At 31.4% G+C, this 19981-nt stretch carries 16 protein-coding genes; 3 read left to right on the top strand and 13 right to left on the bottom strand.

All coding sequences use genetic code 11. The features are described from left to right. Positions 1-12: 12 nt before the first annotated feature. The 7 genes from Q0945_RS15345 to Q0945_RS15315 form a co-directional block, all read right to left on the bottom strand. Complete coding sequence (locus Q0945_RS15345; RefSeq protein ID WP_299436318.1) at positions 13-588, bottom strand: hypothetical protein; 576 nt, start codon at positions 586-588, stop codon at positions 13-15. Between the two features lie 122 nt (positions 589-710). Continuing rightward, positions 711-1883, bottom strand: coding sequence for a PQQ-binding-like beta-propeller repeat protein (locus Q0945_RS15340; RefSeq protein ID WP_299436315.1), 1173 nt, complete (start codon positions 1881-1883; stop codon positions 711-713). Between the two features lie 184 nt (positions 1884-2067). After that, entirely contained in the window at positions 2068-2595 is a 528-nt protein-coding gene (locus Q0945_RS15335) for a hypothetical protein (RefSeq protein WP_299436312.1), read from the bottom strand. Positions 2596-2719: 124 nt separating this feature from the next. Continuing rightward, positions 2720-3337 carry a hypothetical protein gene (locus tag Q0945_RS15330; RefSeq protein WP_299436309.1) on the bottom strand — a complete coding sequence of 206 codons (618 nt, stop codon included), beginning with the start codon at positions 3335-3337 and terminating at the stop codon, positions 2720-2722. Continuing rightward, positions 3334-3693, bottom strand: a complete 360-nt coding sequence (locus Q0945_RS15325; protein WP_299436306.1) for a hypothetical protein — start codon at positions 3691-3693, stop codon at positions 3334-3336. The genes Q0945_RS15330 and Q0945_RS15325 overlap by 4 nt, the downstream gene beginning before the upstream one ends. A 21-nt stretch (positions 3694-3714) precedes the next feature. Continuing rightward, on the bottom strand, positions 3715-4725 hold the full coding sequence (locus tag Q0945_RS15320; RefSeq protein ID WP_299436303.1) for a kelch repeat-containing protein: 1011 nt from the start codon (positions 4723-4725) through the stop codon (positions 3715-3717). Between the two features lie 137 nt (positions 4726-4862). After that, positions 4863-5933 (bottom strand): hypothetical protein, encoded by a 1071-nt coding sequence (locus Q0945_RS15315; protein ID WP_299436300.1) that lies wholly within the window; start codon positions 5931-5933, stop codon positions 4863-4865. A gap of 229 nt (positions 5934-6162) precedes the next feature. Here Q0945_RS15315 and Q0945_RS15310 point away from each other — a divergent pair, with 229 nt between their 5' ends. Together Q0945_RS15310 and Q0945_RS15305 are read left to right on the top strand one after the other, a co-directional pair. After that, the gene (locus Q0945_RS15310) at positions 6163-6729 is read left to right on the top strand and encodes a sigma-70 family RNA polymerase sigma factor (protein WP_299436297.1); all 567 of its coding nucleotides are present in this window, start codon (positions 6163-6165) and stop codon (positions 6727-6729) included. Positions 6730-6733: 4 nt separating this feature from the next. Next, positions 6734-7465: a hypothetical protein gene (locus Q0945_RS15305; protein WP_299436294.1), complete on the top strand. Its 732-nt coding sequence runs from the start codon at positions 6734-6736 to the stop codon at positions 7463-7465. Positions 7466-7470: 5 nt separating this feature from the next. Here Q0945_RS15305 and Q0945_RS15300 read toward each other — a convergent pair whose 3' ends face one another. The 6 genes from Q0945_RS15300 to Q0945_RS15275 all read right to left on the bottom strand — a co-directional run bounded on the left by Q0945_RS15300 (position 7471) and on the right by Q0945_RS15275 (position 17577). Beyond that, complete coding sequence (locus Q0945_RS15300) at positions 7471-10200, bottom strand: CHAT domain-containing protein (protein WP_299436291.1); 2730 nt, start codon at positions 10198-10200, stop codon at positions 7471-7473. Positions 10201-10993: 793 nt separating this feature from the next. Continuing rightward, complete coding sequence (locus tag Q0945_RS15295; protein WP_299436288.1) at positions 10994-12268, bottom strand: S8 family serine peptidase; 1275 nt, start codon at positions 12266-12268, stop codon at positions 10994-10996. 57 nt (positions 12269-12325) lie between these two features. Next, positions 12326-13021: a hypothetical protein gene (locus Q0945_RS15290; RefSeq protein ID WP_299436285.1), complete on the bottom strand. Its 696-nt coding sequence runs from the start codon at positions 13019-13021 to the stop codon at positions 12326-12328. Between the two features lie 21 nt (positions 13022-13042). Further along, complete coding sequence (locus tag Q0945_RS15285) at positions 13043-14362, bottom strand: OmpA family protein (protein ID WP_299436282.1); 1320 nt, start codon at positions 14360-14362, stop codon at positions 13043-13045. Between the two features lie 127 nt (positions 14363-14489). After that, positions 14490-16949, bottom strand: coding sequence for a ribonuclease HII (locus Q0945_RS15280; RefSeq protein WP_299436279.1), 2460 nt, complete (start codon positions 16947-16949; stop codon positions 14490-14492). 31 nt (positions 16950-16980) lie between these two features. Next, on the bottom strand, positions 16981-17577 hold the full coding sequence (locus Q0945_RS15275; RefSeq protein ID WP_299436276.1) for a ribonuclease HII: 597 nt from the start codon (positions 17575-17577) through the stop codon (positions 16981-16983). 149 nt (positions 17578-17726) lie between these two features. On the opposite strand from Q0945_RS15275, the gene Q0945_RS15270 reads away from it, so the two are divergent. Further along, positions 17727-19715, top strand: a complete 1989-nt coding sequence (locus Q0945_RS15270) for a putative porin (protein WP_299436273.1) — start codon at positions 17727-17729, stop codon at positions 19713-19715. The last annotated feature ends 266 nt before the right edge of the window (positions 19716-19981 follow it).

Below are 19981 nucleotides of genomic sequence, written 5' to 3'. Positions count from 1 at the left end.
TTAAAAAGTTTTTTAGTCTGTTATTCCAAGATAATTAGCAACTGCTCTGTAATCGTTACGATCAATTCCTGCAGATTTTAGTTCTTCATGAATATCTCGTTTTCCAGATTTACTAGAAGTGGAACTTTCTGTAGATTCAATAATAATTAATTTTAATTCTACAATATCTCCAGCCGAAATAGAATAGCTTGTACCATCTAAATTGTTAAAATTCACATAGAATTTTCCAACCTTGTAATAAGGTCTAGTATTATAAGCACCCCCATCTACTGTACCTGGCATAGCGTAATAAAAAGTATTTTGTGAGAGCATGTATGCTAAAATAACATCATTGTCTAATACTGGTTGTGTAATCTCGGGGATATCAATAGACATAAAACTCCCTGTCCACATAGAAGCATCAAACTTCAAAGTTTTTACATTCGCATTTCCGTCTTCACCATCTTCCCCATTAGTGCCGTTAGTTCCATCTTGGCCTGCAATACCTTGCGCACCATCTAATCCATCATCCCCATCTTTACCACAAGAGGTAAGTGTTAAGCTTAATGTCATAAAAGCTAATCCTAATAATTTCATTGTTTTTTTCATAATTAAAATTTTAAAAAGTTTATACTATTTCTCTTTAATGTTTCTTTTTTTAAAAGGTTAACATCTAGAAATAAAAAAGCCGAGATTTTTATCTCGGCTTTTAAAATATAATTGTAGGCCTATTATTCTTCAGAATTTAGTGTGGCTCTAAAAAGTAGTATATTCATATTAAAGTATTTAGACCAAATCTCTTTAGATTTTGATAAGTGAAGCAGTTTTACTTCAATCTCAGTATCTCTTTCATCGGAAGTAGGAGAAGTAACTAATAAAAGATATTCTTTATCAAATATTAATTTTGTAGTATAGTAATCTTCAGACATTGCAGTTTCCATAGTAGATTCTATTTCTCCATTTTCGCTATTTATTTTAGATAAAGACAATGTTTTTGTACCTAATTGATGCCCTATATAAGTATAGTTCTCATTTTGGTGCATACCAAGAAAAAACCTTTCTGGAAGTAGTGTTTTCCATTTAAGTTCTCCAGTATCTTTATGTAAAGAATATACGTGTTGGTCACGAGAATAGAATAAATATTGGTCTTCATGAATATAACCTGTTCTAGGGTTTGCTCCATCCGTATTAAAACTCCATACAGTATTTAAGGACCTATCTAAAGCAAATACTTTATTACTCCAAGAATTGGCAATAATAAGATCTCCATCAAACAAATAATTATTTATCCTTTCATTAGTAGTTTTTTCTACTTCAACATGACCATGAACTTTATTACGGTATTGAAAAACAATAGAGGCGTTTCCGTTAGGGTATTGTATAGTTATTAACCTATTTTTATATAAATAAGGTAGAGTTTCTGCACTAACGTTTATTTTCCAGTTTGTGTTTCCAGTTTCTATCTCTAATGCCTCTAGATAATATGCACTAGAGTAGGTTGCAGTATTTAATATTTGATAAGAAACATAAAGCACCTGTTCTGAAAATACTATATTTGAATCTTCTAATTTGTTAGATTTACCTACTTCTTCAGGATATTCTTTAACCCATTCTATATTGCCAACACTATTTATTTTTTTTATTGCTGTAGCAGAAAAATCATAAGTGTATCCTTTGTCTATTTGTATATTGTTATCACTTGTTAATACGGTCTCTTCTATAAGATTTCCATCACTAAGGTCTATGGTTAATTTCTTGTTTTGATTTGTTAAAGTAGCCTGGCCGCTAACAACAATGTTTTCTTCGGGTATTTCGTAATTTGAGGCATTGTCATCATTCTTGCAACTTGAAAATACTAATAGTAAAATTGCTACTGTAAGATAAGATTGGAATAAAGTTTTCATACTATTTTTTTTAGATGTTTCTCTTTAATGTTTCCTTTTTTAAAAGGTTAACATTTAGAAATAAAAAAAGCCGAGATAAAAATCTCGACTTTTAAAAAAACCAACTAACTGCATAAATAAAAATGAATTTTTTATAGAAATACCGTAAAATTAATGTCTAAATATATAGAGGAGAATGTGTTTTTTAGTTTCTAAATAAATTATTTATTTCTATACCACTTTCCATAATTTGGTCATTTTCATGGTTGGTGTCATCGTTATTTTTGTTGTCATCTATAAAAAGGTCTGGGTCATAGCTTAATACAAGGATGTATTCTGGAGCAAACTCTCCCTCTGCTGGAGATGAAGAGTTCCAAGGTCTAGTAAAAGAAACTTCTAATGTGCCATTACTAGCTAGTTCAGAAAATGATTTTGTAGCAACTAGATTCCCTTGTTGCGTAGTTGGCGTTCCAAGATTTCTTTCATATAAATAAATGGCTTGCTGCCCTGTGCCGGAAGAAAAATGGTCGCCAATGTTTTTAATTGTTCCTGTAATGGTTGCAGTACCTTCCCATTGTGTTGTTTTAGTAATAGAAAATGAAATTGCTTCAGCAGATAAATCTATAGAAGGGGTTTCATCTACTACAGGAGTATAGTCTGTTGGGTCACAGCTTATTAAAAAAATTGTTGTTGCTATTAGGACTAAAGACTTAATGTAATTTAAATTTTTCATAATTGTAATTTTTAAAGATTGTTTCCCTTTTATGTTTCTTTTTTTAAAAGGTTAACATTTGAAATAATAAAAGTCAAGATTTTTATCTCGACTTTTACAAAAAATGAATAGTTATACCATTACCTTACAGTTTAAATGCTAGTCCTAATCCTAGGGAAAGCGGGCTTATTTTGTCATAATTATCTACCCTTCCCATATAAATTAATCTGGAGTTACGAATACTAATATGTGGCTCTAATGCAATAAAATGCCATAAGTGAATACTGTAGCCAATACTAAAATTATATTTGGTTATGTTATGGGAGTCATCTACACGAGGAAAAAATCCTCCGTCTGGGAATACCCCAAGTAAACCAACATATGCGTCTACAAAAAATTCATCATAGACTTTATATCTGGCAAAAAAACCAAATTGCAATTCTATAGTAGATTTATAGTAGTCAGCCCTGTTTTCTTCAATATCTTGTCGGGCAGATGCATTGTCATAATAATTTACAGAACCAAAGTTAAGAGCTAAGCCAGCAGTAATTTTTTCTTTGTAAAATATTCTTCCTATTTTAAATTGTACATCATAATTAATAGGTTTGTGATTATAAAATACTGATTCCCTTTCTATAGAATTATCCGTAACATTTTGCCCCATAATGTTTAAGCCTATGCTTAGTTTCTTTTTTCTAATTTCTGATTGACTAAAACCAGTAAATACACTAAGTATAAAAAGGATTATAACTTTATATCTCATTCTTCTTCAGATAAACTTTTATGCATAGCCTCTTGCAACATTTTGTTAACCTTTATTTGTAGTTCTTCTTTTTTCTTAGGGTCTAAACTGGTATCGTATAAGCTATATATTTCAAGTAATTGTTGTTTTTGTTCGGCGGGCATATCACTTTTCTCTATAAGTTCTTTGTAATTAGTTGCTCCATTAAATGGATTTTCTTGTTCGCTACCTCCTAAAGAAAGAACAGAACTAAAAATTTTAACTTGTTCATCCATAAGGTTCATTTGTTTTGTAGTATCGGGTTTTGTTTCTTGTGCATAAGCACAACTAAAGCCGCTTAGTAGACATAGTATAGATAGTGTTATAATTGCTTTCATGATTTTATTTTTTTTAAATGATTATTCTATTTCTATTGTAGTAATTTCTCCTCTACGTTCTGCACTGCCAGTACCATCATTTTGGTACCCGCCAAATAGCCACAGTTTATCCGAATAATTGAGTATGGTATGCGAGTTAATACCTTCATCACTTGGTCTTGTTCCGGTATATATTGTCCAATCGTTCATATTTTCGGAATACCAAATTTCACTGTTATAATCTATAGAAGCATCTTTACCACCAATTACCCAAACTTTAGTATCATATACACTTACAGTATGTGCGTTTCTCCCCGGAAAATGAATAAAGTTTACTTGTGTCCAAGAAGAACCATTAGTGCTTGTCCAAATTTCATTTAGTTTACGACCAGCAATATCTTCTCCGCCAATAATGTACATGGCATTGTTAAAAACAATTCCTTTTTGGCCAGCTCTTCCTGAAAAAGCGTTTGTGGTTTCTTGCACCCAATCTGTACCATTAACAGTGGACCATACTTCGGTATTTTCAGAAGTTCTATTACCAGCAATTACAAACATTTTGTTATCGTAGACTAGAGTTTCGTGTTCTGGAATTAATCCAAAAGGAGCAAGGGCGTGCACGTTTGTCCAGTTTGTACCGTCAGAAGATTTCCAAATGTCTCCGTAAGCATCTTCAGAAGCATTTTCGCCACCAATGATATAAAGTTCATTGTTAAAAAGTGTTACGGTATGGTTTCTTCTAAATGAGGTTAGTGAAGATGGTGTAATACTTAAAGAAACCCAGTTAATTCCATTGTCGCTAGACCAACCAAAATGCCCCCCAGTAGCACCATAATCATTTACACCTCCGTAAGACCAAATTTTGTCATTAAATTCTATCATTGCATTTTCTGCAAAGTCGCCCATTTGGTCTTGCTGGGTTTTTACTTCAAATTTTAATTCTATTGTTTCTCCCCCTTTAGGAATTCCTTTTTCTTCTGTTATATCGTCTTTATCACAAGAAATAATTACTAATGTTAAAAGTGCTAGATATACTATTTTTAAAGTTTTCATAATTGTAGTTTTTAAATGTTATTTCCCTTTTATGTTTTCTATTTTAAAAGGTTAACAGGTAGGAGATTTTTTTTTAAAAGAAAAACCTGCCCAACGATAAAAGAAGAGCAGGTTTTAAAATGTTTTAATTGTTAAGCTTATAAGGTTAAGTCCACTTTTATAAGTTTATAACCATCTTCATCATAAGATTCTGCGTTTAGCCAAAAGTTTGTACCATCAAATGTAATTCCATCTATGTCATGTCTTTTTAAGGAATAGGTTTCTACTGCTTTAAGGTCCGGAGATGTGGTACATTTATATATTTTATCGTATTTAACCATATATAAATAACCATCTCTATAATCCATTCCTCTTGGTTGAAAATCTAAATCTATAGTCTGTACAATTTCACCAGGAGATAAAGAGCCATTGGATTTGTATTTATATAATTTTTCTTCATTATGACTATTTACCCATAAAAGTTCTGGTTCTATAGATGCTATTCCTTTAATCCATGAGCCTAAGGGAATAGAGGTATAATATTTTGAATTACTGGAATAAATATAAGAGTCAAAAGTACCGTTGCCGCTATCTCCTTGAAATAATTGACGGTGAGGAGAATTAGATTTTTCCATATCTATTGCTCTAGGGCGGTTTGTGGTAGGTATGCTACTTGCTATTGAAAAATTAGAAGGGTCTATTTTTAAGATACTACTTTCGTCACTGTAATATCCTAGAATAAATTCGCCATCAAAAGCAATATCATTATCTCTACCCCAAGGAGCATTTCCTTGTTCTAAAATGTTAAGGGATGTAATCCAATTAGAAGCTTCGTTATCCATAGTTCTTCGTTCTAAAATTGCTGGAGGTGCATCATAAGGAAGTACTATAGTTAGTTTGTTCTCTTCTAATGTATAATTATTAATGGAGGAACCACCTTGGCCTCCGCCGCTTAAAATAATTTGATTTTCAGATATTGTAATATTTGTAGTATAACTATCTCTAAAACCACGGTTGTCTTCACTTAATATGTGTATAGTATTATCTTCATTAATGTATACATACTTAGAATCGTTTATTGCCATTTCTCCACTGGTTACTTCCCATTTGCCAAAAATAGTTTTTGCTTGTATTGGTTCTGGAGAATTATCGTCTTTATTGCAACTTGTAATAGTTATGGCCAGAATAAATAAAAATAGGCCTTTAAAAAATGTATCTTTTGTTTTCATAATAAAATATTTTGTTTACTACTTTATGGATGTAAAAACAAAAGGTTAACACGCAAAAGAATTTTTTTGATATTTTTTTATATGGAATGTTTTGCTCGTTATAAGTAGGTTAAATACTACGTTACGTTTGTTTTAACTACTTTTTTCTCCATATTAAATTGGTAAAAATTGGAAAAAGAGTAAATTTAACCATGAAGACTGTTAACCTTTTGTTTCCTATTACATTAAAGTGAAAAATACAGAGGCAAATATTACATTAGAAGACTTAAAAAAAGGTTCCGATACGGTACTTAAAAAAGTATACGAGGAAAATAGAGATAAGTTTTTAAATTATGCAAGACGCTATAATTTGTCTGAGGATGAAAATATAGATGTGTACCAAGATGCCTATGTAATTTTTTATAATAATGTGATGAGTGGAAAGATAGACAGTTTTACAAGTAGCATATCTACCTATCTGTTCAGTATCGGAAAATATTTAATTTTTGATATTATGAGAAAGAACAAACTAAAAGTAAAAGGAGACTTTGATATGTCTGTCGTTGGCAATGAAGATGTCTTAGTAAATACCATTGAGGTAGAACAACCGGGATTAACAACCGAGCAAGCATTACTTGAAAAACACTTTGGCGAACTAGGGAAAAAATGCCAAGAGCTTTTAAAATTGTTTTATTACAGAGGGTATACCATACAAGAAATTGTAGTGGAAGGGGAGTATAATAGTGAGAATGTTGTAAAAGCAGCAAAATCTCGTTGTATGAAAACCTTGAAAGAACGTATAAAAGAAAATAGGTAGTATCATGGATAAAGAACAGTTACTATACCAGTATTTTTCAAATTCGTTAACTCCAGAGCAGGAGGCAGAATTTAACGCTTTGTTATCTTCCGATAAAGAGTTTAAGGAGCAATTTAATTTTGAAAAAGATTTACAAAAGGTTATTCAGAATAAAGAAGGAAAAGCTCTTAAAGGAAAATTAAAAGATTTTGAAGCCAATATTAAAAAAGATACAAAACCCGTTGTAAAACTAAACTTTAGAAAATGGGCAATGGCAGCATCTATAGCATTACTAGTAGGTATTGGTTGGTTGTCTTATAACAATATGGGAGCAAATTACGATAGTTTGTATGATGCTAATTTTCAGCAATACCCCAATACAGTTTTTGCCATTACAAGAAGTGGGGAAGAGGATAATTCTCTAGAAAGAAAAGCTTTTGTGGCATATGAAACGAATGATACTATCTCTGCAATAGAATTACTAAAAGCACTTAACGCAAAAGAAGATGCTATTTATGTAGATTTTTATTTAGCGCATGCGTATTTAAATAATAACGAACCAAAAAAAGCAATAGTTTTTTATAAAAATGTAGTTCGAGAAAAAGGAGAGTTTGCTTCGGAAGCAAAGTGGTACATAGCCTTGGCGCATTTAAAATTGAAAGAAGAGAAAAAAGCCAAGCAAAGTCTTAAAGATGTAATAGCAGATGGCAAGTATAAAAAGGCAGAGGCTGAGGTACTTTTACAAGAGCTAGAATAATACCATTACTTTTTAAACTTGTAGAAAGAGAAAGTGAGTACTAGTATTCCAATAATGGCAACTAAAATCCATACCCAATTAAAGTTAGAGTATTCCAGTGGTGCATTATCCCCAATAACAATTAAACCTGCCCAATAAGATGGTGTTAGCGTGTTTCTATATTGGTTAATGTATTTAATTTTAGCTTTTTGCAAGGCAGACGATTTGGTGAGCCCTTTATCTAGCCCTTTATAAAATTCTAACATTATATCCTTGCTAGATTTATCATTAATAGTCCATAAAGAAGATACGACACTTTTAGCACCCGAATGGAAAAAACCTCTAGCAAGACTCATAACGCCTTCTCCTTTTTTAAGCTCCCCAATAGAGGTGTTACATGCACTTAAAACAACCATATCTGCTTGGTTTTTTGTAGCGTAAATTTCTTTCAAAAATAATTTTTCATCACTAAAGGCTATCCAAGGATTTCCGCCTTCGCCTACATCTGCGTGGGTAGATAAGTGTACTATTTTATAGTCATTAAGTATTTCTAATAGTTTAGATTTAGTTGCAGTGGTGTGGTGTAAAATGTCGCCAGGGTATATTGTGTTGGCTCCATTTACTTCGGCATTACTAAACGCTAGTTTGGGTAATTTTAAAGTACTAAAATCTACAGGTGCAATCCCCAATAATTGTTTTTTGGCATTAGTCGTAATTTTCTTTTTAGCGTTTAAATAAGACATAGAGTAGGCGTATTGTATTTCTACATCTTCTATTAAATAGGTACTTTTATCTACATTAGTTACCAATGCTTCTATTGGAATTTGTTGTAAACTATAATCCGAAATTAAAGTCATTCTTTTTCCTTTTATACTTTCATAAACAGAAGTAGGAATCAGCATTTTAAAAATAGCATTGGATAGCGAGTTGTAATACGTAATTTTTTTTCTATTCGCAGTTACATCCGTAAGGAGACTGTAGAGTTCAATTATTTTGGTATTTAAATTTTCTACGTTTTCAATTTTAAATAATATACTCTTATCAGAAGAGGTTAAAAGGCCATACCCTTGTTCTTTGTTTAATATGTATTGTAGTACAACAGCATTGTTGGTAATGCTTGTTTGTTTAAATTCTTGAAAAGATAACACGCCAGACTTTTTATGAATACTTGCGTATTTAGGAAAAGCAGTAGAAATAGAGTCCATAAATACTTCATAGGCTTGCTTATGTTTATAGATGTTTTCTTTAAGCCCCCTCCATATACTGTCCGGAGCTTCTTTTGTAAGTTGTAATTCATTTTCCGCTAAATAGATGCCTTGTTTTAGCTGATATTCTTTTTGGAGTATAGTTTTAGGGAGTTGTGCTATTTCTTTGGCTTGTTCCTTAGATACATCTTCTAATAGTAATAATGCTTTGTTGCGTTCCATAAAGCGAAAAGCTTCTTTGGGTTTCTCTAATAAATGGCAAACTTCCACAGCTTTCATGTATAAGGAAGCCCCTTTTTCTCTCCAAAACAATTTAGATTGGTGTTCGGTACTTTCCGTGCGGATAATATCTACCAACTGATCCGCCAGGGTAAAGGTTTTTAGTGCATTTATAAGATGCGATTTTTGCTTATCATGTTTATAATAGGCCAACCAACCATTGGCTTTGGTAATAATATGATTGAGTAAAAAAACCTTTTCGGCAGCCAATTCTAAATCTTGTTTGGTAAGCAGTGCATCATAGAAAATTTCTTTTTTATGGGTTGCCAGTACCATGGCTTTTTGGTAGAAAAAAAGCGCCTTTTTATATTGGTGCTGTTTTAGATAAAGGTCTCCTAAGTTCTCATAAGAATCTGTGTAACTGTTATCATAAGAAATTGCTTTTTCTAAATTTGAGAGAGCATTAGCATACTCTTTAATTTCTATTTGGGATGAAGCTATGCTATTGAATACCGCAGTCATTTCATCTGGGTATAAATTTAGAGAATCGTTTAATACCTTTTTATGAGATATAATAGCGTCATTATATTTTCCAACTTCTAAAAATAAATTGCCTTTTAGTTGGTTTATTTTATTTTTATAAAAGGTGTCATTATTTTTCGTTTTTTTAAGAATGGAATCTGCAGTATCTAAGTTTAAATGAATTTCAGTAGCATATTGTTGTATTCCCATTTGTGAAAAAGTGTTTGCTTTTAAGATATATACATTAGCTAAATCTGTTTTTTCTTGTTCTGTGAGAGAACCAATAGAATTATAATGTGCTGTATAGTCTTTAAATCTGTCTAAGGCTTTATAGAAATCACCGAGATATATATAGATTTCCCCTAGGTCCATATTTGTTTTTTGGATGATTCGATTATCTTTTCCGCTAGTAATTAGTATTAAGAAAAAATCTATGGCCTCATATAAATCATTATTTAAATAATTAAAATGGCCTATGTTAAATAGCGTTTTTTCTAAGGAGCCTTCTTTTAAATTAGATAATCCCTTTTTTATTTCATAAGCTTTATGAGCAAATATTAATGCTTTATCTATGTCTTTTTGATTTTCAGAATCCCACCAATTTTCTAAAAACCATTTGCTTGCTAGATCATGGTAGAAATCAGCCAGTAATTCGCTCTGCTGTTCTTGATTGCGTATGCTTAATAGGGAATCTATTTTTAATTCTTTTTTTTCTATGGGCAAATCACTATCCAAAATATGTAGTAGGGTTTCATCTTGTGCAGAACAGAACAAGGTAATTAAGAAGGCTATAAGAAAATGCGATTTCATCTTTTAAAGATAAGGAAGTATTTAGGGATGTTTTTAACCGGGGTTCATTTTTCTGTTCTTAAAATCCTTTTCAATGGAAAATCACTTGAAGGGGCAAAACATTAGTTTTAAAATGAATATCCATATAATTTTATAAAGGTAAGTAGATAGCCCCTTAGATTATAGCTCAAATTTTGTACAAATGTCAGGGGGCGAAGTCGAAGTCTATTTAGAACTAACGAATAGTTCTCGACTCTGCTCGAACTGACAATGGAAATCTTTTAAAAAAAAATAATACCGTCCGTTGAAGGTATTTACTGTTGCGTATTTATCTGCTGATTTCTGTAATTTTAAACAAAAATTACGTGACATTTTTTTGATTTATTTTAGTATTTAAAAAACACGCAAAGGAACGTTTTATATATTTCATGTAGTTTATTAGTCCGTCCGTTCGAGTGAAATTTTGGAAGAATTTTGTATCGAGAACCTATGGTTTTAAACGAAAGGTTCATTCTCATCAGCCAGTTTAAAACCTTTTGAGAGTACCCCGAGCTTGTCTCCTAAAAAACAAAATCCCACATATTAGTGGGATTTAAAAATTATGTTACTAGTTTAACGCGAGTTCGATGTAAGAATTTCTGTTTTTCAGTTAATAATTCAATAATATAAGTGTTTGTTACCTTGAGCGTAGTCGAAAGGTTTTGAAAATCGATATAATTTAATAGGTTTCGACTGCGCTCAACCTGACATAATTTTTTAATTTATAGATTATTAATGTTCTATCTGTATTGTTGTATCGAACTCACGCTAGTTTTTATCTGAGTACCCTACCAGAATTTATAGAATCTTGTAAAGTAGGGGTAGAAGTTGCCGTACTCAAAAATTGATTTTTAAGGTTTATAGGGTTTGGTTTACCATTGTTAATATAATATTCGGACACCAACGCAGATATACGGGCGGCAGAATAGGAAGTTCCTCTTAAGTCAATATTTGCAGTGTCATCAAGAGGAATGGAATAGCCATCAAACGGAACCGCAATATCTATACTAAGATTTCCGTAGTTAGATTCTGGATGCATGATGATAGTGCTACCATTTTCTATATAACCACCAACGCCTATTATATTTTCGGCAGTAAAACCAGAAGGAAAATGGCGTAAATTACTCCTATCGGTATCAATACCCTCGTTACCAGCAGAAGCAACAAAAAGCATATCATTTTGCAATTCTCCAATCAGGGTACTTAAAAGTCCATTATTTTCAAAGAGTTCTTTTTCTATGGTGCCACCAAAACTGGCATTTATAATATCTATAGAACCACCTTCTGCTTTTACGCGTTGTAAATATCCTATAGCGCAAATAATATCCCATAGAGATCCTTCTCCATTTTCATTAAATGCTTGTATAGGCATTATACGGTAGTCAATACCTTTATCTTCTAAGGTAGAGGTAATTAATGTAGTAACATAGGTGCCATGACCATTTAGGTCTAATGAAGTGCCTGTATTGTTTATAAAATTCCACCCAGAAGTGTGGGTCTGTTCTGGATTTTCCGGTTCGCAATCTGGAGCACCAGGGTCTTGGTATAAAAGTCCACCGGCATCAAAATATTTACGATAATCTAGCCCCGTATCTATAACCGCAATTGTAACCGTTTCTGGATTTAATGTATTGGATGTAAACTGCACAATATCAGACGGTATAATAGCATCCGGAACTTCAAAGTTGTTTATATTGGGTAAGGTAAAAGAAAACTGGTAGTCGCCTTCGGCTCTTCCTCGATGCCTTTCTCTTAAGCCTCTAATAGCTCTTTCTATATCTAATGCGCCAGGGTCTACACCCCACAATTCTATATTCTCATTACCGCAATCGCATTTTTTAAAATTAGTAACATTAGATTCGTTTCTAATAGCAGTGCGATCATCCTCGGATAGGGAAGCAGCAAACCTCACAATCATTTGGTCCGGAGAAACCGTTATAGTGGGTTCATGATTTTCCATTTGGGGTTCTTCTGGAGTATCATCATTATTACAAGATTGTAATACAAGAAGAAATGAGACGATCATTAAAAATAGAATACCTTTTTTCATGTTTTGGTTTTGTATTGTTTTTTATTTAATGTGGTGTTTTTATGAAGGTTAACAAACCTAGTTGCTAAATTTAGTAAGTTCAGTTCTACTCATTAAATCGCCATTTTTTTTGTAAGTCTCATTCTTTACCATACCAACACCTTCTGCTAACCATAATTTAGAAGACATTTCTATAGTAGCTCCCATAGTTTTAGAAGTAGTGTTCTCAGAAACCACATAGCAAGAATACGTGCCCGCAACGGTGGTTATACTTTCTTTCGCTAGAACCTTACGGTTCGTCATATCCACAGATACAGACATGTTCATGCCACTCATATTCATATTAATAGTAACATTGGCGTCTTTAAGTTCTTTACCAACTTCTAGAGTATTAGGAACTTCAATATCATTCCCTGATATTTCCATTTTCATTCCCATGCTTTCATACTGTTTCATCATAGCCGCAGGGAATAAAGACTTATAGTCAATACTTACCATATTATTCTCGCAAGTATAGGTGTAGCTTGTGTTATAATTTTCTTTTCCTTTTTTATCGCTTAAAGTTAAATTTAAAGTTGCTTTTGTAGCAGCACCTTCCGAGGAAACAGAGGAGATATTGTAGGTGGTAATTCCTTCTACTTTTCCTTTTTTGTTATAATTAGTATACTCAAAAGAAGAGCCCTCTTTCATGGGGTAATATTTACTGCAGCCATCTTGGGCGCATAATCCTATACTAAAAAGAGAACAAATTAAAAGGGTTACTATATTTTTCATTTTGGTACGTTTAGTTGTTTATTATTGTTTTATAAATTCTACTCTTCTGTTTTGGGCTTTACCGGCATTAGTTGCATTGTCACCTACTGGTTCAGAAACTCCTTTTCCTTCAGTAGTTAACCTATTAGGTGTAATACTATAAATATTCACTAGAGCATTTTTTATGGCTTCCGCTCGTTTTTTGGATAGTTTTAAGTTGTTTTCCGCATTTCCATCAGAATCGGTATGCCCAACAATTTTTAAATTTAAATTATTTTCTTGTGCCATTACCTGATATATTTGACGAATTATGCCCATAGACTGTGGTTGTATAGTAGCAGAGCCACTATCAAACAAAATACCATTGGTTGATATTTTTCCTTCTGCAATTAGTTTTCTTCGTAAATCTACACCACCTTCTGCTATTTTTAAGTTTCTAATAAAAACTTTATCCACGCCATCTCTAAAATTAAAAGGAGAAAACTTAACAGATGTAATATTTGTATTTGGTAGTAATCTTGGAATATCTACATACTTAGTTTCATTAATCCATAAGCGAACACGCTGTTTATTAATTGCCATAGAAATATGAGATTCCTTTTGTATGGTTTTACGAATATCCATATCTAATGAATTTCGCATGGTTCTTTTTCCATTGCTCCAGGATTCTATAACCATTCCTATATCTATAAACTGGCACATTGGAATTTCTATTATAGCCGTATTTTTTTTAGTGGTAAAACCGTTATTATCATCTAAATAAATGCCAAAAATTGTTGTGGACGATGTTTTCTGATCTAAACCAGTGGTTAAAAAATCAAATTCAATAGTAAACTCTTCTGGTAAATCTGGAGTATCTGGAATATAGTATGTGCCGCGCCCAGATTTTAGTTCCATCCATTTTTCACGATTTTCTCCCATAGTAACCACTTCTCCACTACCATTACTATTCCACTTTGCAGGAAAATCACCAGGAAAATCATTGGCTAAATCATCGTACAAAAGCACCTTGTCTCCTGGGACAAAATCAAACTTTCTATATACCTCTATGGCTGGGTCAGAAGAAGAATTTTGGATACTAATTTCAGAAGAACTTTCAGAGGAGGCATCTTGGTTTGTTTTCGTTTGTTTTTTCTTCTTTGGAGCTTTCTTTTTCTTAGTTCCAGGTTCAAAAATACTATCTAATGCTTGGTCTGTTTTTTGTTCAGTCTCTTTTTCTATTCTTTTTTCAACAGCTCTTTCAGCAGCTTTTTCTGCTCTTTTTCCTAAATTTTTTAGAAATTGACTATTTACACTTGTAGAAAATAAACATATACAAAGAAGTGTAAAAATGAATTTTAATTTTTTTGATGACGTTTTCATTATAGTTGTTTGCCTATTTTATGGAAACAAAATACAAAGGTTAACATCTTAAAAGTTTAATTTTTTTACGTACGTATTATAAGGCTGTATTTATGGTAGTAAAATAAGTATACTTGGTAAATAAAGATTATTGAATTTGATACACTACAATAGAATTATCCTGGTCTTTGGTAACTAACTCAGGTTTTTTGTTTCCATCCATATCTGTAAGGTCAATAGCACTGGTACCAAAAATAGGAAAGTTAGGAATGGATCTAGCTTGGCTATCAAACAAGTAAATATTTTGGTTTTGTATGTCCGTTATACTAATATACATTTTGTTGTTTACTAAGAATATTTGAGGTTTATTATAGACCCCTAAATCTAGGGTTACTTTTTTTCCTTTAATGCTTAGCGTATTATCATTCATATATACCAAAGACCTAGAAGTGCTTACTAAGCCGTGGTCTTTTACAAGCTCTAGCTGGGTTTTTGTATCTTTTCCGTTAACATCTATTTGGTGTAGCGTACCATCAATATCTGTAGTATTAAATCTATCTTTATAAACATAAATTTCGTTTTCAGAAAAATCAATTTTACCCTTTACTTTTACACGGTCTTTTCCAACTCGGTTTACTATTTTAAGTTTTCCTCCATCTAATTTAAAAACTAAATAATCTTTGTTTTTAATAGTAAAATGTTTTGGGGCGTTAAGGATATTATTAGAAGCTTTGGTAAATTTAAAGCCTTTTACAATCTTACCTTTAGAGTTGTACATAAAAACCCTTTTTCCTTGTGTAACTACAAAACGGTATTCTTTTTTGTTCTCATAGTCAAAAACAGCCAATGGGTTTAAACTACCATCTTTAAAGTCCATAGTAAAAGGAGCAACCTCTTTACCATTGCGGTCTAAAATTAGAAATTGGTCTACGGTTGTAAAAGCCAATTGCAAACGCCTATTTTTATATAGGTCTACTTGATGTACTTTTCCTTGGATAGGACTATTTAATTGTTTTTTCCAGAGAATTTGCCCAGTGTTAGATATAAGGTATAGTATATTATTAATATCCTGAACAATTATTTCTTTCTTTTTAGTATTATGATTGGTTACAAATTGCGGAGCCATAGAAATATCACTTTCTAATTGTAAAGAGAAAAGTGGCGAAACACTAGTACGAGTATTTCCTTCAACAATAGGTGTTATAGAAATATTTGTATGATAAAACTTCTTATCCGATACAGTTTGTATTCCAAAAGCGTAATCAGAAAACTTTGCCTTTTTAAAATCGTTATAAAAAGAAGGGGTGCAATATTTAGCGATACTATTTTTTATATTTTTTTCATCCGATATAAACAAAGAAGTAGCTTCTTCAGCTAGAGTATTATTTACAGAAGTGTAAATAGTATTAGTAGCATACGTTGCATTATTTTTATAACTATTAATGATAGTTTGAAGTGTGTTTTTATTGGAAGAGAAAACAAAAGAATTTTCTAATACGGTACAATAAGAAGCCTTATAATTTTTAATGATAGGATTAAGGCAATTATTTAATAAGGTATTGTTTTTAAGTGCTAAAATTTCGTTCCCCTGATAATCTATAGATTCTTTTTTATTGGCATTTAAATAATCATAAATGTTTTCAGAACCATAGGTATTAAGCACAATAGCCTTTTCTCCGTTAAGGTGTATGTATCCTATTTCTTCTACTGTATTAAACAAAGAATCTAGAGGCGTAGAACGGTCTAAAAATAATTGCTGATTTTTAGAAAATGTAGCGTATGCATCAAAAGTGTAAGACTCTATTGCATTTGCACTACTAGGAGCAAAAGATGCAATAGTATTTTTTAATGCGTTTGTATTTTTAAATAGGTTTAAAAAATTAGGAATAGAATCATTTGCAATACTTATACCACTTATATGTATACTTTTTGGGTTTAAGGTTACATCTACAGATAACCAATCGGCATAATTAGAAATGGAAAAAGAAGAAGGGTCTTTAAGTAGGGGAGTAAGTATAGAATTTGCACTATTTAAATTAGCTATTATAACAGCCGATTTATTCTGGTTGGGAACACCTTGTAATTTTTCAAGAACAGGATTTATACTTAAATTATGTTGCTTTCTTAATAGGTTTTCTAATAAAACTTCTGAAGAACTTATAATAAAAGCTTTGGCAATAGTAAGAGTAAAAAAAGAAGCATCAGGATATACATGTTTTTCTATTATTTTATTTTCATAGGAAATAGAACTTGTAGAGTCTCTTGCGGTAGTATCTATACTAAGACTATCCATCTGCTCTGTTATATAAAAGAATTCATAATTTTCTTTCCCTAATTCGGTAAAACTTAAAATTCCTTTAGTATTGCTTGTTATATATTTTAAAGGAGTTACTTTGTTTTTTGTCTTTGAGAATGCCTTCCATGATTTCATTTTTGAAATAAAATCGTTAGTGTTTATCTGATTTTTTAAAGAATCTAAGCTGTTTATTTTAATTATGATAGCTGTATTATCAGGCACATAGCTCAGTAAAGAATGTGTAGTAGTGGTTTCTTGAGAACAACCAAGAAGTAGTATAAAAGTTAGAATAGTAAAAATCTTAAATCTCATGTAAGGTTACTTTATAACAAAGTTATAATTTTTAAGGTTTTACAACTGCCTGCTCTGGTAATTGTCTAAAACTTTTTCTATGGTATTTTGTTATGCCATACTTTCTAATCGCTTCTCTATGCTCTTTTGTAGGGTAACCTTTGTTTTTTTTCCAATTATACATCGGGAACTCTTCATGAATTTTATCCATATAATCGTCTCTATAAGTTTTAGCAAGTACAGAAGCGGCAGCAATGCGCATAAATTTACTGTCCCCTTTTATAATACATTCATGCGTAAAATGTTTGTAGGGCTTAAATTTATTTCCATCTACAATAATAAATTCCGATAAGGTTTGTAATTGGTTAATAGATTCATGCATGGCCAGGATAGATGCATTTAAAATATTTATTTCATCGATTTTAGTAGGATGAATATGTGCAACACCAAAAGAAATAGCAGTTGCTTCTATAATTGGACGTAATTCTACTCTCTTTTTTTCTGATAATTGTTTAGAATCGTTTAGAATACTACTAGAAAAACCATCAGGTAATACGATGGCTGCAGCAGTAACTGGTCCAGCAAGGCAACCTCTTCCGGCTTCATCGGTTCCTATTTCATCATGAAATTTAAAAATATTGGTAAGCAAAAGAATATATAAAATATAAGATTATAGCATACTAAAGTACTAACAAGAGACGAATTTTAAGATTTAAAGTTCATTAATTTTGATTTACATGAAAACTTTCACATTTCATTAGGAACAAAAAAATTAACTTTGCTTTTGTAAGTTATACTATGAAATATTATTTTTCTTTCTTTTTAATTTGTTTTGCAACTATGGTTTCTGCGCAAACAGATTCTATTATTTCCGCAAAAAAAATAGATACGGTTTTTAAAAAAACAAAACCAAGACCTAAAAATAAACTCTCTGTAAAAGAAGGGGATACTTTAGGAATCACAATCAAGGATTATAAAATTATAACCTACGCAAGAGATACTACCTATTTAGATACTACATTAACCATACAGAAAGAGTTTAAGTATAACTATTTAAGAAAGGACGATTTTGAGTTAATGCCTTTTGCAAATGTAGGCCAACCATATACTAAACTAGGAGTAAATTTTAATAGAGCTACCTTGTATCCAAGGTTAGGAGCAAAAGCAAAGCATTTTAATTATGCAGAAGTAGAAGACATTAAATATTATAATGTAGCTACCCCAATGACCGATTTGTTTTTTAAAACCACTTTTGAACAAGGACAGTTATTAGATGCTATGCTAACTTTTAATACCTCTAGGAGGCTAAATTTTTCGTTAGGGTTTAAAGGATTTCGTTCTTTAGGAAAATATCAGATTAACCAAGCACAGTCAGGAAACTTTAAAACAACTGCAAATTACCTTTCTAAAAATAATAGATATAGTTTAATTGCGCATATTGCAGCACAAGATATAGTAACTGAGGAAAATGGAGGATTAGCAGATGCAGAGTTACAGTTTAGTTCCAAAGATCCAGATTTTAGTGATCGAGGAAGATTAGATGTTTTATTTGTAGATGCAAAGAACAAAGTATTAGGTAAAAGGTATTTTTTAGAACATAACTATAAGTTGCTCAGAAAAAGTAAAGATTCTAGTAGGGTAGAAAAAACCTCCTTAGCATTAGCACATACCTTTAACTATGAAACAAAATATTATCAATACATGCAAGATGAAGATAATAGTTATTTTGGAGAGGCATTTTTAGAAGAGGTTAATGATAAAGCAGTGTTAAAAACAATGTACAATCAAGTAGGGGCACAATTTTACAATGCTACTTTAGGTAAGTTAGAAGGGAATATAAGTTTGTATAACTATAATTACTACTTTAATAGTGTGCTTGTAAAAGAGGGTAAGATTATACCAAGCCAATTAAAAGGAGAAGAAATTAGCTTAGGAGGTAACTATAAAAAACAAATAGGAGGCTTTAATGTTACTGCAGATATTAAGTATACAATATCGGGTAATCTTACAGGTAATATATTTAATGGTTCTGCTAGTTATTCTTTTAACCCAGACACGAGTATAAAGTTCGGTATACATTCTTCTTCTAGAATGCCAGATTTTAACCAAATATTATACCAAAGCGAACATCTTAATTATAATTGGTATAATACAGAATTTGAAAAAGAAAAAGTTAATAATCTCAATTTTGAATTGAAATCTAAAAAATGGGGGCTTTTAGAAGGAAACCTTACAACGCTAAATAAGTATACTTACTTTAAAATAGATCCAGAGGTTGTATTAGAAGATGGTGTGGAGAGCATCGCAGTAAAACCTTTTCAAGAAGGGAATAGTGTAAATCATATCAAAGTAAAATATCAGAAAGAAATACGGCTAGGAAAGTTTGCTCTTAACAATACTATAATGTATCAAAATGTAGCGCAAACTAATCAAGTATTAAATGTTCCAGAACTAGTAACAAGAAACACGCTCTATTTCTCATCAGACGTTTTTAAAAAAGCAATGTATATTCAAACAGGAATTACATTCAAGTATTTTTCTTCCTATACTATAGATGCATATAATCCTTTACTAGGAGAGTTCTATATTCAGAACGCGGAAAGTTTAGGAGGCTATCCTTTATTAGACTTCTTTATAAATGCCAGAGTGCAACAAACAAGAATCTACTTAAAAGCGGAACATTTTAATTCTTCTTTTGGTGAAACGAATAGTCATTATGCCGCTCCAAACTATCCTTATAGAGATTTTGTAATAAGATTTGGATTAGTTTGGAACTTTTTCTCTTAACGAAATAACAAATATTACCTCTGTGTTAAGATCTTTTTAATACCCTTTAACACATTATAAAATGACTTTTGTTATTATATAAAAGTAAGACAGATTAAAACCCTACATTCCTCTATTTTTTTTGATGTTGTAAGTAGTTGGTTTTAAGGGTTGTTTGGATTGGTGTAAAAAAAAAGTAAAATAAAGTTAAAAAATTAGTTGTGAAAAGGAAAAAGAGATGTACATTTGCAGCCCGCAATCGCTGAGAGATTGGTTGAGAGTTGGGA

This window comes from uncultured Maribacter sp., assembly GCF_947500405.1.
GTDB lineage: Bacteria > Bacteroidota > Bacteroidia > Flavobacteriales > Flavobacteriaceae > Maribacter_B.
The sequence above is the reverse complement of the archived record's forward strand: the minus strand, read 5'-3'. Positions and strand labels throughout refer to the sequence as shown.